Genomic DNA, 14,607 nt, shown 5'->3' with positions numbered 1-14,607 from the left:
TAGCGTCGGGGCACCACCCCGGAGCAGGAGGTCCGAGATGTCGCACATCGCCGGCTCGCACCACGTGACGCTGTCGGTCGCCGGCGCCCAGGAGGACGTCGACTTCCACGTCGGCGCGCTCGGGATGCGCTTCATCAAGCGCACCGTGCTCTTCGACGGCTCCCTGCCGATCTACCACCTGTACTACTCGAACGCGGCCGGCGACCCGTCGGCGGTGCTGACCACGTTCCCGTGGGCCCAGGCCGGTCTCGTCGGGCGCCGGGGCACCAACCAGGCGCGCGAGGTCCTGCTGTCGGTGCCGGCGGACTCGCTGGACTTCTGGGCGGGCCGTCTCACCGAGCACGGCGTGGAGGTCGCGAGCACCGAGGTGTTCGACCGCCGACGCCTGGAGTTCCGCCACCCCTCGGGCATCGAGTACGCGATGGTCCCCGCGGAGGCCGACCCGCGCGTCGGTCACGCGGGGTCGGGCGTCCCGCCCGAGTACGCCGTCCACGGCATCCACGGCGTCGGCATCCACGTCGCCACCCCCGAGCGGATGGTCGAGTTCTCCGACGAGGTCTTCCACTCGCAGGGCAAGGTCGTCGAGGACGGGGACCGCGCCGCGTACCAGGTCGGCCAGGAGTCGGTGGGCAACCACGTCGAGCTCGTCGCGGACACCGCCGACGACCAGGGCACCTGGCGCTACGGCGCCGGCACCTTCCACCACGTGGCCTGGAACCTCGAGACCCTCGAGAACCAGGACGACCTCAAGTTCGAGATCGAGGGCAACGGCTACACCGACATCTCCGAGCTCAAGGACCGCAAGTACTTCAAGTCGGTCTACGTCCGGACGCCGGGCGGCGCACTGTTCGAGCTGGCCGTCACCCATTCCGAGGGCGGCTGGACCTGCGACGAGTCGCCGCACGAGCTGGGGCAGCGGTTCCAGCTCCCCGAGCAGTTCGAGGACCGCCGCGAGGAGATCTTCTCGAAGCTCGAGCCGATCTCGGCACCGACCGACCCCGACGAGGAGGAATCGTGACCGACCAGCTCGAGCGGCCCGCCGGGACACTGCACCGCAGCGGGCGCGTCGACGAGATGATGGCCCGCCTCGGCGAGCTCGACCCGGTGCTGCGCGCCGAGGCCGAGGCGAACGAGGCCGGCGGCCGCCTGACCCCGCGGGTGGCCGAGGCCCTGCACGACAGCGGCGTCTACCTGATGAGCATGCCTCGCGAGCTGGGCGGCCTGGAGTTCACGCCGCGCGAGGTGATCGCCGTGGTCGAGGCGCTCTCCCGGGCCGACGCCTCCACCGGCTGGGTGGCGATGACCCTGCAGATGGCGGCGGGCACGACCGCCGCCTACCTCGGGCGCGGGCCCTGGGAGGAGATCACCGCCGAGCACGGTGACCGCACCCTCGCCGCCGGGCAGGGCACCCGCCCGGGCCGGGCGGTGACGGTCGACGGCGGGTTCCTGCTCTCGGGGTCGTGGCAGTTCGCCTCCGGGCTCCACCACGCCACCCACGTCCACACCGCGGCGCTGGTCGAGGACACGGGCGAGGCCCGCGTGTTCACCCTGCCCAAGGAGCGCGCCACGATCGTCGACGACTGGGACGTCATGGGGCTGCGGGCCACCGGCAGCGTCGACTACCACTGCGACGAGGTCTTCGTCCCCCTCGAGCACACCTACGTCGCGACCACCACCGAACCCCTCGTCGGTGGCGCGGTCTTCCGGCTGGGGCTCGCGAACTTCGCGAGCCTCCAGCACGTGGGCTGGGGGCTCGGTGTCGGACGGCGGCTGCTCGACGAGATGCAGGTGCTCGCGGCCCGCAAGACGGGCGCCCCGGGCGCCACCGTCGACAACCCGGAGTTCCACGCCGCCTACGGCGCCGCGGAGGCGACCCTGCGGGCGGCGCGCGCGTGGAACATGGAGGTCTGGGCGGACGTCGAGGACACCCTCGACGGCGGCGGGGAACTCTCGGTGGACCAGGAGACCCTCGTGCGCCAGGCGCTCGCCCACGCGACGTCGGCGGCCGAGGAGGTCGGCCGGACCGTCTACCGCTGGGCCGGGACCGCCGCGCTGCGCGCCGGCGACCTCAACCGCGCCTTCCGCGACCTGCACGGCGGCACCCAGCACGTCACCTCCGGGCCGGCGGTCCGCCAGGGGTGCGGCCGGCGGCTCGCGGGCCTCGCCCCCGAGGCGTCGTGGGTGTTCCTCTCCCTCGTCGACTGAGCGAGCGCCGCACCCCGCCTCAGCCGAAGAAGACCGCGGCCTCGGCGTAGAGAGCCGGGTCGACGAGCTTGAGCTCCTTCGTCGCGTCCTGGAGCGGGACGGTGACGACGTCGGTGCCGTGCAGGGCGGTCATCTGGCCCCAGCGCTCCTGGGCCACGGCGTCGATGGCGTGCAGTCCGAAGCGGGTGGCGAGCCAGCGGTCGCGGGCGGTGGGGGTCCCGCCGCGCTGGACGTGCCCGAGCACGGTGGTGCGGGCCTCCTTGCCCGTGCGCGCCTCGATCTCGCGGCCCAGCCACTCCCCGACGCCGCCGAGCCGGGCGTGGCCGAAGGCGTCCGTCTCCCCGGTGAGCAGGACCTCCTCGCCGCCCTGGGGCATCGCGCCCTCGGAGACGACGATGATCGGCGCGTAGTCCAGCCGGAAGCGGTCCTGCACCCAGGCGCAGACCTGCTCGATGTCGAAGCGGACCTCGGGGATGAGGATGGCGTTGGCACCGCCGGCCATCCCGGAGTGCAGGGCGATCCAGCCCGCGTGGCGCCCCATCACCTCGACGATCAGCGTGCGGTGGTGCGACTCGGCGGTGGTGTGCAGCCGGTCGATCGCCTCGGTCGCGATGTTGACCGCGGTGTCGAACCCGAACGTGTAGTCGGTGCCCGAGAGGTCGTTGTCGATCGTCTTCGGGACCCCGACGACCTTGACTCCCTTCTCGTGCAGCTCGCTCGCGACCCCGAGCGTGTCCTCGCCGCCGATGGCGATGAGCGCGTCGACCCCGAGGTCCTGGAGGTTCTTCTTGATGCGCGCGACCCCGTCGTCGATCGCGAACGGGTTGGTGCGCGACGAGCCGAGGATCGTGCCGCCGCGCGGCAGGAGCCCGCGGACGGCCGGGATGTCGAGCGGCCGGGTGACGGCCTCGAGCGGACCGCGCCACCCGTCCCGGAACCCGAGGAACTGGTAGCCGTACTCGGGAACGCCGCGCCGGACGATCGCCCGGATCACCGCGTTGAGACCGGGGCAGTCGCCGCCGCCGGTCAGGATGCCCACGCGCATGCTGGCTGCCCCCTGACGTCGATGTCGCCGTGCTCAGCGCGAACCTTACGGCCGGCCGGCGCCGGTGCGGTGGGACGCTCGGCGTCCGGCGCGCGGGGACAACCGACCGCCACGATGTTGTCCCCCGGGGTCATGGTCGACCGGACGGGCACGCCGGAGCCTGGACGACGCAGCCGCCGACGACAGGGAGGACTCCGGTGACCCAGCCTGGACACGCGGGGGCGCTCGGCATGATCGAGACACGGGGACTGGTCGGGGCCATCGAGGCCGCGGACGCCATGGTCAAGGCGGCGAACGTCGTGGTCGAGGGCTACCGGACCCTGCGCAACGGCCAGGTGTCGGTGCTCGTCCGTGGCGACGTCGGCGCCGTCACCGCCGCCGTGGACGCCGGGAAGGTGGCCGCGACGGCGGTGGGCGAGCTCTACGCCTCGCACATCATCCCGCGCCCGCACGGTGACACCGAGGGCATCGTCGACGCGGCGGTCTCCCCCATCCGGTGATCCCGCGGAGCCGGCTCAGGTGCCGTCGCTGTTGAGCTGCAGCAGGCGCAGCGCCACGTCCGCGCGCATCCGGTCGTCGTGCCGCGCGAGGTCGAGGCCGGTGAGCTGCTTGATGCGCTCGAGCCGGTAGCGCAACGTCTTGTGGTGGACGAAGAGCTTCTCGGCGGCCACCCGCTGGGAGCAGTCGGCGTCGAAGAAGGCCCGCAGGGTCCGGACGAGCGCACCGTCGTTCTCCCGGTCGTAGGCGACCAGCGGCCCCGTGACGTCGTCGATGAACGTCTGCAGGTCGGGATCGGAGCCCGACCCCAGGAGCAGGCGGACGACGCCGAGCTCCTCGTAGAGCGAGACGGTGCCGCCGCCGAGCCGGTGGGACGCCGAGAGCGCGGTCTGCGCCTCGTTGAACGCCGCGGGCAGCGCGTCGACGTCGTCGTGCGCGCGGCTCACGCCCCACGACGAGCGCAGGTCGGGGGCCTCGCCGCGCGCGGAGTCGACGATCTGCGCCACCAGCTGCTTCGCGGCGCCCGAGTCGAGCCCGTCCGCCACGGCGACGACGAGGTCGCCCCGCAGGCCCACCAGGGCGAGCCGGGGCCCGTCCTCGCGGTCGCGCAGGGCACGCACGACGTCGCGGCGCAGGCGCCCGGTGCGCGAGGTGTCCCACCCGTGCTCGACGGCGAGCTCCTCGACGTTCTCGAGGTGGCCGTGGAGCACGCGCAGGCGCGGACCCAGGGACACCCCCATCTGCTGGGCCCGCGCCCGGGCGGCCACGCGGTGCTCGGGCGGACCCTGGACCAGGTCCCAGAGGACCTCGCTCAGCGCCTCGTGGCGGGCGCGGCTCGCGGCACGCTCGCGCAGGAGCGACAGCGAGCACGCCATCGCCACCTGGCCGACGACGGCGTCGAGCATCTCCTCCCCCGCGGGCTCCTCCCCCGCCGGGAGGAGGCAGACGCAGCCGACCTCGTCGCCGTCGGCGTAGACGGGCTGGAGACGGGCGGCGGGCGGCAGACCGGCCGCCCGCCGCAGCGCCCGCCCCCGCCCGTACCGCGCGGGCAGGCAGCCGGGCAGGGCGTCGCCGCCGTGGCCGGCGAGCAGTCCGCCGCCGGCGTCGTAGATCGCGACCTGGCAGTCCAGCTGGGTGGCGACCCGCCGCGCGAGCGCGGACAGCCCGCCGCCCTCGAGCACCGTGGTGAGCAGGGCGTGCTGGAGCTCGGCGGTCTGCGCGAGCACGCCGACCTGGTGCTCGAGCGCGGCGTGCGCCTTCTCCAGGCCCGCGTTCGCCCGGACCTGCTCGTCGTGCAGGCGGGCGCTGCGCAGCGCGATCGTCGCGAAGTTGGCGAGGGTGACCATGCGGCGCACGTCCTGCTCGGTGAACACCGACGGGCGCCGCCGCCAGACCTCCAGCACGCCGAGGAACTCGCCCGGCAGCGCCAGCGGGACGGCGAGCGCCGACTCGGTCTGCTCCCGCTCGGCGAGACCGACGAAGTCGCGGCTGATGGTGCGGTCCTCGACGTAGCGGTCGACCTTGGCCGGCTGCCCGGTCTCGAACACCAGCCCGGCGACGCCCATCCCCCGCCGCATCCGCAGGCGCGCGGTGTCGATGACGCGGTGTCCGACGCAGGAGCGCATCGCGACCTCGTCGCCCTCGCGCAGGAGCACCCCGCAGATGTCGGCGTCGAGGAGCGCGAGGGTGCGGGTGGCGATGGAGAGCAGGAGCTGGTCGACGTCGTGCACCGACAGCAGGCGCTCGACGACCTCGGTGACGATGACCGTCTCCTCGGCAGCGTCGTCGCCCGCGCGCACGGCGTCCGCCCGCTCCACCGCGAGGGTCGCCCAGGCGCAGGCCTGGCCCAGCAGGGCGCGGGTGGTGTCGGGGACCCGCGGGCACTCGATCGTCCACGTGACGGCGATGCGCCCGACGTGCAGCGTCCGGGCGTCGGAGGGCGCCACCGGCGGATCGACGTCGACGGCCACCTCGCCGCCGAGCAGGTCGGCGACCGCGTCCCGCAGCGGCGTGAGCGCCTCGTCGGCGGATCCCGGCACCGTCGCGAGCAGGCAACGCAGGCGCTGCTCGGCCTCGCTCCACACGCCGCGGTCGGCGTCGACCGGCTCCATCGGATCCACCTCCGGGACCGACCGCCTACGGGCGGATCAGCGTCTTGAGGGTAAGTCGCTCGGCGGTGCGCCGATACGCCTCGACGGCCCCGTCGAGACCGACCCGGTCGGTGGCGACCACGCTCGGGTCCAGCACCCCGGCCCGGACGAGGGCCAGGAGGGGTTCGGCGTCGCGCATGACGTCGCCGACGGCGAAGGAGAACGCGAGCTCGTCGGTGAACGCCCGGGCCGCGGGCAGCTCCACCGTCTCGCCCGGCACCCCGACGGACGCGACGCGACCACGCCGGCGCACGAGGTCGAGCGCGAGGGCGAGACCCCGCTCCCCGCCGACGGCGTCCACGACGACGTCCGCGCCGCGCCCGTCGGTCGCCGCGTCGACGACCGTGCGCGCCTCGTCGGGGGCGGCGGCGAGCGCGCCCTCGCGAGCGGCCACCGCGCGGCGGTCCGCCACCGGTTCGACCACCACCACGACCCCGGCGCCGATCGCCTGCGCGACGAGGCTGGCGACCTGACCGACCGGTCCCCCGCCCAGGACGGCCACGGTGTCGCCCGGCTCGGTGCCGGCGCGCCGCAGCGCCGCGTACCCGGTCGCGGCGGTGTCCCCGAGGAAGACGGCGGCGTCGGGGTCGAGGCCGGACGGGAGCGGGACGAGGACGGTGTCCGCGTGCGGCACCCGCACCAGCTCGGCCTGCGCCCCGGCCAAGGGCGGCCCGAACACCGTGCCGGTCCCGAAGAAGCGGCGGTCGGAGCACTGCCAGTGGTCGCCGCGACGGCACCACCAGCACCGTCCGCACGCCGTGTAGTCGGCACCGACGACGACGTCGCCGGCGGCGTGCTCGCGCACCTGCTCGCCCCGCTCGACGACCTCGCCGACGAACTCGTGGCCGAGGACGAACCCGCGCGGGAGCTCCTCGGGGTGCGCGAGGACGTGGAGGTCCGTGCCGCACACCGCAGCGCGCCGGACCCGCACGATCGCGTCCGTCGAGGCGCACAGCCGGGGGTCGGGGACGTCCTCCACGCGGACCTGTCCGTGCCCCGCGTGCACCACGGCCCTCATGACGCGGCAGCCATCGCCCCGAGCCGCTCGCGGATCCGTCCCGCGGCCTCGCGCAGGGCGGCGAGCTCCTCGGGGGCGAGCGGCACCTCGACGATCTCCCGGAGCCCGTGGCGGCCGAGCCGGACCGGCAGGCCGAGGTAGACGTCGCGGATGCCGTACGAGCCGTCGGCGAGGACGGCGGCCGACATCACCTCGTCGCTCTCGCGCACCATCGCGAGCACCATGCGGGCCGCGGACATGCCCGGCGCCAGGAACGCGCTGCCGGTCTTCAGGAGGCCGACCACCTCGGCCCCGGAACCACGGGCGCGGTCCACGACGGCGTCGAGCCGTGCCGGCGGCACGACCTGCGCGAGCGACCGCCCGTCCTGCGCGGCCCGCGACAGCGGGATGACCATCTCCTCGCCGTGGCTGCCCAGGGCGACAGCCTCCACCGAGCGCGGGCGGACCGAGCCCTCCACCCCGACCAGCGCCTGGAACCGGGCGGTGTCGAGCACCCCCGCCATGCCGAGGACCCGCGAGGACGGGAAGCCCGAGGACGTCCAGGCGTGCTGGGTCATCTCGTCGAGCGGGTTCGTCACCACGACGATCACCGCCTGCGGCGAGGTGGCCGCCACCCGCCGCGCGAGGTCGCCGACGATCTCGGCGTTGGTGCTGACGAGGTCGGCGCGCGTCATGCCGGGCCGGCGCGCCCGGCCGGCGGTGATCACCACGTGGTCCGCGGGACCGGCCTCCTCGACCGTGCCGACGCCCCGGACGCGTGTGGCGAAGTCCGAGAGCGGCGCGGTGTGCTGGAGGTCCAGCGCGATGCCGGCGGCCCGGCCTTCGTCGATGTCGACCAGCACCACCTCGTCGAAGACGTCGGCGTCGGCCAGGCGCATCCCGGCGATCATGCCGACGTGCCCGGCGCCGATCACGACCACGCGCTCGGTCCGACCCGGACCACCGCCCAGGCCGGTGGGCAGGGGCGCCCCGCGACGGAAGAGCGCCGGGGACGGCGGGCGCATCATGCGCGCGGGCCCGCCCGTGCCGGGCGACCCGACCGACGCCGGGGGCAGAGGGGTGGCCGGCGACGGGGACGGCGGGCGGTCGAGGGCGTCGGCGGAGGTCACGGCGACCCCCAGCTCCTGGGCGCGGTCGCGCGCGAGCGGGGTCACCACGTCGCCCGGCCCGACCCGCAGCGGGACACCCCGCGCGGCGGCGGCCTCGACGTCCGCGGTCCCCCACACCGACGTCACTTCTCCTGCCCCTTCATCTCCTCGAGCGCGGCCACCGCGGCGTCGCGCGCGGACTGGACCTCGCTCTCGGTGCCGGAGAGGAACATGCGGCCGAAGCGCCCGACGGCGCGCAGCTCGATGACGGTGATCGACGCGGCCTTCTCGGCCTCGTTCGCCGCGACGGAGATGTAGGCGGCCGGCGCGACCTCCATGATGAACAGGCTCTGGCCCGGCATGAGCATGCTGCCCCTGCGCCACTTGTTGAGCAGCTGCGCCTGGTAGGGGTGCACGTTGGTGATGAACTGCGTCGAGGCGATCGTGGGCCGGATCCGGTCGGTCTCGAGCAGCCCGTACTCGTCGAGCACCGCCTGGCCGGAGGCGAGCACCTCCGCCTGCTGCTCCGAGTGGATCTCCAGGAGGCCGAACTCGCGCTCGATGATCTGGAGGGCCGGGCGCACCCCGGCGGCCTTGAGCGCGATGTCGGCCGCGCGGAAGACCTCGTTGCCCGGGGCCATCTCGATGTAGAGCTCGGCCATGCCCGCGATCGGGACGTCGCCGGGGCTCGTCGCCGCGATGTGCGCCGCGCACTGCGGCTGCATGCGGTCGACGAAGGCGTAGGTGCGCAGACTGGGGCCCGTGGCGCCGGTCATGGTGCCGACCTCGCGATCCCGACGGGCGTGACGAGCAGGGCGTGCGGGTGGGTCACGACGGTCCTCTGCAGGTACTGCGCCAGCACGTCGCCGGCGCGGGGGATCATCAGGGCGCCGCCCGCCAGGTGCAGCGGCAGATCGGCGTCAGTGCCGCGCGTCATGGCGCGGACCGACTCGGCGATGCGGTGCAGACCGGGGACGAGGATCGGGAGGGCCTCGGCCGGTCGGTCGCGCTTGAACCGCTCGGCCTCGTCGACGTCGACCCCCAGGGCGCCGGCCAGCACGAGGTCGAGGTGGTGGCCGCCGCCGGGACGGTCGTCGAGGCGCTCGAGCCGGCCCTCGCGGAAGACACCGACGCCGGTGGAGCCGCCGCCCACGTCGATGACGACCCCGTCGGTGATCCCGAGGGTGCGCTGCGCGGCGCTCACCTCGTCGACGAGCGTCACCTGGTCGAAGCCGGCCGTCTCGCACACGTAGGTGCAGGCCCGGGCGTCGGCGACGGGGATGCACGGCGGGTACGCGGTGGCGGCGCTCGGGAGCTCGGTGCCGAGGGCGTCGACGGCGCGGTCCCGCAGCGCGCGCACGGTGGCGACCGCCCGGGCGAAGTCGACGACCACGCCGTCGTGCAGCGCGCCGGAACCCGCCGACTCGACCCAGACCGGCGTGTCGTCGTCGAGGACGACGAGCACGCAACTGGCCGTCCCGAGGTCGACGCCCACGCGCGGCCGCGCCGGCACACCGTTCGGTCGCGCACCGATCCGGGCGGCGGCGGCCTCCAGCAGTGCGTGGGGGCCCGCCACCCGGCTCAGACCTCGACGCTGTCGTAGACGCTGCGCCATGGCCGGACCTCGTGGGCGACTCGCTTGATGTTGATCAGGTGGAGGGGGGTGACGTTGTCCGAGCAGATGGACCCGCTCCACGTCCCGGTGCCGAGCTGGAAGGAGGGGTCGATGTCGGTCGAGTAGCCCATCCCGCCGAAGAGGGCCGGGGTGTTGACGACGATGCGCCCGGCCCGCAGCGCCGCGAACGGGGCGATCTCGGCGGGGTCGGCGGCGTGCACCGCGGTGGTGTGGCCCTCCCCGCCGAGGGCGAGGATCTCCCGGCAGCGGGCGAGGCCGGCCTGCGGGTCGCGGGCCCGGTAGACCGAGAGGACCGGGCCGAGGATCTCGCGGGACAGCGGGGTGTCGGGCCCGACGGCGTCCAGTTCGGCCGCGAGCACGCGGGTCGCCTCGGGCACCGCGAAGCCCGCGAGCTCCGCGAGGCGCCGCGCGCTCTGCCCCACGCTCGCCGGGCGCAGCGCGCCCCGGTCGTCGACGAGGACGTCGACCAGGGCGGACTGCTGGGCGGCGTCCATCCAGAACGCGCCGCGGTCGGCGAACGCGCGCAGGAAGGCGTCGGCGACGGCGTCGACGACCACCACCGACTGCTCGGCCACGCAGGCCGTGCCGTTGTCGAAGGACTTCGAGGTGATGATCATTTCGGCGGCCTCGGCGGCGTCGGGCACGCTGGCGCCGACGTAGGCCGGGACATTGCCGGCACCGACCGCGATCGTGGGCTTCCCGCTGGAGTAGGCCGCGCGCACCATGCCCGGCCCCCCGGTGGCGAGGACGAGGGCGATCTCGTCGCGGCGCATCAGCTCCGCTGTGGCCGTCAGCGTCGGCGACGCGAGGCAGGACACCACGCCCTCCGGCGCGCCGGCCGACACCGCGGCCTCGGCCATGATCTCCGCGGCGCGCAGGGTGCACCGCGCGGCCCGAGGGTGCGGGGCGTGCACCACCGCGTTGCCGGACTTCACCGCGGCGAGGCTCTTGAACAGGGCGGTCGAGGTGGGGTTGGTGACGGGGATGATCCCGGCGATCACCCCCATGGGGCTGCCGATCGCGGTGACCCGTGAGGCCTCGTCGGTCCACAGCACGCCGACAGCGCGGCGCTCGAGCATCCAGCGGGCGACGAAGCCGGTGTTGTAGCGGTTCTTGTGGATCTTGTGCTCGTAGACCCCGTAGCCCGTCTCCTCGACGGCGAGGCGGGCGAGCTCCTCGGCGGCCTTCGTCCCGGCGCGGGCCATCGCCCGCACGTAGCCGTCGAGGGTCTCCTGGTCGGCGCCCTCGAGCCGGCGGGCGGCCTCGCCCGCGGCGCGGGCCTTCGCGCGGACGTCGGCGAGGCCCGCCAGGTCGGGGTCGAGCCCCCGGTCCAGCGTGGCGGTCACCGGCGATCAGGCCTTGGGACGGGCGAGGACGGTGAGGATGCCCTCGGTCTCGTCGTGCGGGCGGGGGATCACGTGCACCGAGACGACCTCGCCCGCCTTGCCGGCGGCGACCGCGCCCGCGTCGGTGGCGGCCTTCACCGCACCGACGTCCCCGCGCACCATCACCGTGACGAGGCCGCCGCCGATCTCGCGGTGGCCGAGGACCTGCACGTTCGCCGCCTTGACCATCGCGTCGGCCGCCTCGATCGCCCCGACGAGGCCCTTCGTCTCGATGAGGCCGAGGGCGCCGCGCATCGCGACCGCGCCGTTCGTGCTGGACCCGGCCGGGGTCGTCGCCGTCGTTGCCATGTCGTCCTCCGTGTCTCTGTCCTGGTCCCGGTCGGCGTCAGGCCGTGCGGGTGCCGGCGGTGCCGTTGCGGATGACCGAGTCGGCGATGGCGACGACGGCCCGGTCGGTCGGTGCGTCGGGCCCGGCGGCGACGCGGGCGGCGCTCCCCGTCGTCATCAGCACCACGTCGCCCTCACCCGCTCCGATGAGGTCCACCGCGACGCACGTCGCGCCGGGCAGGCCGTCCTCGGTCGTGTCCTGCACGAGCAGCAGCGAGACGTTGTCGAAGCCCGGCGAGCGCACCGTGGCCACGACCTGGCCCACCACGCGTCCGAGCAGCATCCCGATGCCTCCGCGACCCCGTCGTCCTCACGAGCCTGTGAGCCAGGTCTCGTACCGTGGGTCGGACGCTAGGGCGGGGAGCGGGTCGCGAGCCTTATCCCGCCCGGACAACGTCCGCGGGCTCCGCTGTCCCGGACCGCCCTGGCTCGGGGGGTCGTCGCGGCGGACGCTTCTCGTGATCCACGACACAGCCGTGCCGCCCTGGAGGTCATCCGGTGATCCGCGACGAGGACGCCCAGTTCCACCCGCCGACCAGCGACGACCCGGCCCAGGATCAGAGACTGTGGGCCGAGACCAACTACTTCGGGCTCTACGCCGGTCAGGACACCGAGCGGCCGGTGAACATCGGGCTCTACGCCCTGCACCGCAAGGCGATCGGCGTGGTCGGGACCACGGTGTCGATCAACTCCCGCCGTGTGCGGGAGCCCTGGGCCGCCGAGTACTGGGACGCCCAGAACCTGCCGGCGCCGGAGAGCCTGCTCGACTACGAGCTGCTGAACGGGCTCAAGATCGTCTGCACGAAACCGAACCAGGTCTGGGACGTCGACTACTCCGACCCGGCCGCCGGTGTCGAGATCCACTTCCGCTACACGGCGATCATGCCGGCCTACGACATCAACGACCCCGACCAGGACCCGCTCGCCGCGGACCGCGACATGGCCAAGACGTGGGGGCACGCCTACGCCGGCCACTTCGACCAGTCCGGGCACTACGAGGGCGAGGTGTCGGTGCGGGGACGGACCCTGCCGATCGACTGCGTCGCGACGATGGACCACAGCTGGGGCGTGCGCGCCGAGCGCCAGACCTCGCGCCTGTCGTGGATGCACGCGCACTTCGGCGAGGACCTCGTCGTGCACGGCCTCTTCGACTTCGACACGAGGAACGGCCCGGACGGCGAGTCACCGCTGCGCCTGACCCACGGCTACCTCGTGGAGGGCGGCGAGATGCACGGCCTGTCCGGCGGCGGCGGCGTGACGCGCCGCCGCGGGCTCTACCCGGAGCGCATCGAGATCGAGGTGAGCGCCGGCGACCGGACGATCGCCGTCGCCGGCGACGCGCTGACCACGTTCCCGTGGCAGTCCCAGCCCGGCGTGGTCGGGCACAACGTGCTGCTGCGCTGGACGAACGACCGCGACGACCGCGTCGGGTTCGGCGAGTGCATGGACTTCATCGGGCTCGGCGAGCTGGGGGAGGTGTACAGCCGGGGATGACGGCTCCTGTCCGTGCCGTCGTCTTCGACCTCGACGGCACGCTCGTGCAGACACGGGTGGCGTCATGGGAGGTCTTCGAGCCGATCAGCCGGCGCCACGGGCTCGGGGTCGACACCCCGGCGCAGTACTTCGAGCTCTTCCGGGGCAACGTCTTCAGCTCGATCCGCGGGCTCTGCGCCGACGACGAACAGGCCCGGGCCGCCACCGCGGACTTCCTCACCGCGCTGCGCGCGCACTACGCCCCACCGCTGGTGCCCGGGATGCACGCCGTGGTCCGGCGCCTGGCCTCGGAGTGCACGCTCGCGGTGATGTCGTCGAACGCGATGGAGGTCCTGCGCCGCGTCCTGGTCGACAACGAGCTGGCGTACTGCTTCGCCCACGTCTTCGGCGGCGACGTCGCCCCGGACAAGCGGGCCGCCCTGCGCACGTTCCTGGCCGACGCCGGCAGCGGCTACGGCCGGCGGTGCTCGGCCGACTACGACGAGGCCGGCGAGGCGGCGCGCCCCGACCCGTCGACGACGGTGCTCGTCACCGACACCGCCGGTGACGTCCGGGACGCCCGCGAGGTCGGGGTCCGCGTCGTCGGCGTGGCCTGGGGGATGCACGCGGCGCAGGAGCTCACCGAGGCCGGCGCGGAGTTCGTCGCGCTCTGGCCGCAGGAGGTGCTGTCGCACCTGCTCGGCGACGACGCCGCCCGCGAGCCGACGGGCGCCTGTGCCGTGCCGGGCGCCGTCCCCGCCGTCCCCGATCCCGACGCCCCGACCGGCTGCGGCTGCGGGTGCTCGCCGGGTGTCCGTAGCGCCACACGCTCGGGAGCGGAGGAGCCGGGGGCACGACGGCGCCGGCGGCGACGCGAGGCCACCGACGCCCTCGCCCTCGGCGCCCTCGACACACCGGCCCCCGACGGGACCCCCACCAACGGGCACCGCAGCGATCCCCCCGCCGAGCTGCTCGAGGCGATGCGCCGGATCTGCGGTGCCTGACTCCCCCGCCGGCACCCGGAACTTCCGGGACCTCGGCGGGCTGCCCGCCGGGGCGGGGCGTCGCACGCGCCACGGCGTGCTCTTCCGCAGCGACACGCTCCAGGCCCTCGGCGACGCCGACGTCGCGCTGCTCGTCGAGCGGCTCGGCCTCGAGGTCGTCATCGACCTGCGGGTCGGGGCCGAGGCCGTGGAGCAGGGCCGGGGGCCGCTGGCGTCCCGGGACGTCACCTACCTCAACGCACCCTTGCGCGAGGCCGCGCCGAACGACGAGCCGCCCGCCCGGCAGGCCCTGCTGTTCTCATTGGCGCACCTGGAGGCACCGACCTCCGTGCTCGGGTCGGTGGTGCGGGCCGCGGCCGCCTTCGCCGGCCGGCCGACGGTGGTGCACTGCGCTGCCGGCAAGGACCGCACGGGGCTCGTCGTCACCCTCCTGCTCGCCCTCGCCGGGGTCGAGCGGGAAGCGATCGTCGCGGACTACCTCGCCAGCGGGCCCAACATGGCGGCCGTGATGGCGCGCTTCGCGACCTGGCCCCGCTATCGCGACCACATGGCGAGCGTCGCGCCCGAGATGTACATGGCGCACGAGTCGACCGTGCGGGGCGTGCTCGACGCGCTCGACGACCGCTTCGGCGGGGCGCACGGGTGGGCGACGGCCCGCGGCATCGACGCCGCCCTCCTCGCCCGGTTCCCCGAACTCCTCACCGAGCCCGGGTGCGCTCCGCGCAGGTGAGCAGTGAGGCCCGCTATGGCGGGCCCA

At 74.6% G+C, this 14,607-nt stretch carries 15 protein-coding genes; 6 read left to right on the top strand and 9 right to left on the bottom strand.

Annotated elements, in window-relative coordinates:
- The first annotated feature begins 37 nt into the window (after nt 1-37).
- Nucleotides 38-1,018 (top strand): VOC family protein, encoded by a 981-nt coding sequence (locus ACR9E3_RS09085; protein ID WP_460379906.1) that lies wholly within the window; start codon nt 38-40, stop codon nt 1,016-1,018.
- The gene (locus ACR9E3_RS09080) at nt 1,015-2,205 is read left to right on the top strand and encodes an acyl-CoA dehydrogenase family protein (RefSeq protein WP_460379905.1); all 1,191 of its coding nucleotides are present in this window, start codon (nt 1,015-1,017) and stop codon (nt 2,203-2,205) included. Before ACR9E3_RS09085 ends, ACR9E3_RS09080 begins: the two co-directional genes overlap by 4 nt.
- Nucleotides 2,206-2,224: 19 nt before the next feature.
- Here the strand turns inward: ACR9E3_RS09080 and ACR9E3_RS09075 are convergent, their stop codons facing one another.
- Nucleotides 2,225-3,250, bottom strand: a complete 1,026-nt coding sequence (locus tag ACR9E3_RS09075; protein ID WP_460379904.1) for a 6-phosphofructokinase — start codon at nt 3,248-3,250, stop codon at nt 2,225-2,227.
- 197 nt (nt 3,251-3,447) lie between these two features.
- On the opposite strand from ACR9E3_RS09075, the gene ACR9E3_RS09070 reads away from it, so the two are divergent.
- On the top strand, nt 3,448-3,750 hold the full coding sequence (locus tag ACR9E3_RS09070; protein WP_460379903.1) for a BMC domain-containing protein: 303 nt from the start codon (nt 3,448-3,450) through the stop codon (nt 3,748-3,750).
- 15 nt (nt 3,751-3,765) lie between these two features.
- Here the strand turns inward: ACR9E3_RS09070 and ACR9E3_RS09065 are convergent, their stop codons facing one another.
- The 8 genes from ACR9E3_RS09065 to ACR9E3_RS09030 form a co-directional block, all read right to left on the bottom strand.
- Nucleotides 3,766-5,859 carry a helix-turn-helix domain-containing protein gene (locus ACR9E3_RS09065; protein WP_460379902.1) on the bottom strand — a complete coding sequence of 698 codons (2,094 nt, stop codon included), beginning with the start codon at nt 5,857-5,859 and terminating at the stop codon, nt 3,766-3,768.
- Between the two features lie 25 nt (nt 5,860-5,884).
- Nucleotides 5,885-6,877 (bottom strand): alcohol dehydrogenase catalytic domain-containing protein, encoded by a 993-nt coding sequence (locus tag ACR9E3_RS09060; protein WP_460379901.1) that lies wholly within the window; start codon nt 6,875-6,877, stop codon nt 5,885-5,887.
- A 35-nt stretch (nt 6,878-6,912) separates the two neighbouring features.
- Nucleotides 6,913-8,142: a malate dehydrogenase gene (locus ACR9E3_RS09055; protein WP_460379900.1), complete on the bottom strand. Its 1,230-nt coding sequence runs from the start codon at nt 8,140-8,142 to the stop codon at nt 6,913-6,915.
- A 5-nt stretch (nt 8,143-8,147) separates the two neighbouring features.
- Nucleotides 8,148-8,780: a BMC domain-containing protein gene (locus ACR9E3_RS09050; RefSeq protein ID WP_460379899.1), complete on the bottom strand. Its 633-nt coding sequence runs from the start codon at nt 8,778-8,780 to the stop codon at nt 8,148-8,150.
- Entirely contained in the window at nt 8,777-9,580 is an 804-nt protein-coding gene (gene eutJ / locus ACR9E3_RS09045; protein WP_460379898.1) for an ethanolamine utilization protein EutJ, read from the bottom strand. Before eutJ ends, ACR9E3_RS09050 begins: the two co-directional genes overlap by 4 nt.
- Nucleotides 9,581-9,585: 5 nt before the next feature.
- The gene (locus ACR9E3_RS09040) at nt 9,586-10,986 is read right to left on the bottom strand and encodes an aldehyde dehydrogenase family protein (protein ID WP_460379897.1); all 1,401 of its coding nucleotides are present in this window, start codon (nt 10,984-10,986) and stop codon (nt 9,586-9,588) included.
- 6 nt (nt 10,987-10,992) lie between these two features.
- On the bottom strand, nt 10,993-11,280 hold the full coding sequence (locus ACR9E3_RS09035; RefSeq protein ID WP_460380068.1) for a BMC domain-containing protein: 288 nt from the start codon (nt 11,278-11,280) through the stop codon (nt 10,993-10,995).
- A gap of 91 nt (nt 11,281-11,371) precedes the next feature.
- Complete coding sequence (locus tag ACR9E3_RS09030; RefSeq protein ID WP_460379896.1) at nt 11,372-11,656, bottom strand: EutN/CcmL family microcompartment protein; 285 nt, start codon at nt 11,654-11,656, stop codon at nt 11,372-11,374.
- A gap of 215 nt (nt 11,657-11,871) precedes the next feature.
- Here ACR9E3_RS09030 and ACR9E3_RS09025 point away from each other — a divergent pair, with 215 nt between their 5' ends.
- The 3 genes from ACR9E3_RS09025 to ACR9E3_RS09015 are packed head-to-tail and all read left to right on the top strand — an operon-like array spanning nt 11,872 to nt 14,580.
- Nucleotides 11,872-12,867 carry a DUF7064 domain-containing protein gene (locus ACR9E3_RS09025; protein ID WP_460379895.1) on the top strand — a complete coding sequence of 332 codons (996 nt, stop codon included), beginning with the start codon at nt 11,872-11,874 and terminating at the stop codon, nt 12,865-12,867.
- Nucleotides 12,864-13,850, top strand: coding sequence for an HAD family hydrolase (locus tag ACR9E3_RS09020; RefSeq protein ID WP_460379894.1), 987 nt, complete (start codon nt 12,864-12,866; stop codon nt 13,848-13,850). Before ACR9E3_RS09025 ends, ACR9E3_RS09020 begins: the two co-directional genes overlap by 4 nt.
- A complete protein-coding gene (locus tag ACR9E3_RS09015; RefSeq protein ID WP_460379893.1) occupies nt 13,843-14,580 on the top strand; it encodes a tyrosine-protein phosphatase in 738 nt (245 codons plus the stop codon). The genes ACR9E3_RS09020 and ACR9E3_RS09015 overlap by 8 nt, the downstream gene beginning before the upstream one ends.
- Nucleotides 14,581-14,607: the final 27 nt, after the last annotated feature.

The sequence above is a fragment of the Actinomycetospora sp. C-140 genome (genome assembly GCF_054796175.1).
The sequence above is the reverse complement of the archived record's forward strand: the minus strand, read 5'-3'. Positions and strand labels throughout refer to the sequence as shown.

Bases quoted from the DNA above. Each gene is read 5' to 3' on its own strand.
- ACR9E3_RS09085 (WP_460379906.1), top strand. From the start codon at position 38: ATGTCGCACATCGCCGGCTCGCACCACGTGACGCTGTCGGTCGCCGGC.
- ACR9E3_RS09075 (WP_460379904.1), bottom strand. From the start codon at position 3,250: ATGCGCGTGGGCATCCTGACCGGCGGCGGCGACTGCCCCGGTCTCAAC.
- ACR9E3_RS09065 (WP_460379902.1), bottom strand. From the start codon at position 5,859: ATGGAGCCGGTCGACGCCGACCGCGGCGTGTGGAGCGAGGCCGAGCAG.
- ACR9E3_RS09050 (WP_460379899.1), bottom strand. From the start codon at position 8,780: ATGACCGGCGCCACGGGCCCCAGTCTGCGCACCTACGCCTTCGTCGAC.
- ACR9E3_RS09035 (WP_460380068.1), bottom strand. From the start codon at position 11,280: ATGCGCGGCGCCCTCGGCCTCATCGAGACGAAGGGCCTCGTCGGGGCG.
- ACR9E3_RS09030 (WP_460379896.1), bottom strand. From the start codon at position 11,656: ATGCTGCTCGGACGCGTGGTGGGCCAGGTCGTGGCCACGGTGCGCTCG.
- ACR9E3_RS09020 (WP_460379894.1), top strand. From the start codon at position 12,864: ATGACGGCTCCTGTCCGTGCCGTCGTCTTCGACCTCGACGGCACGCTC.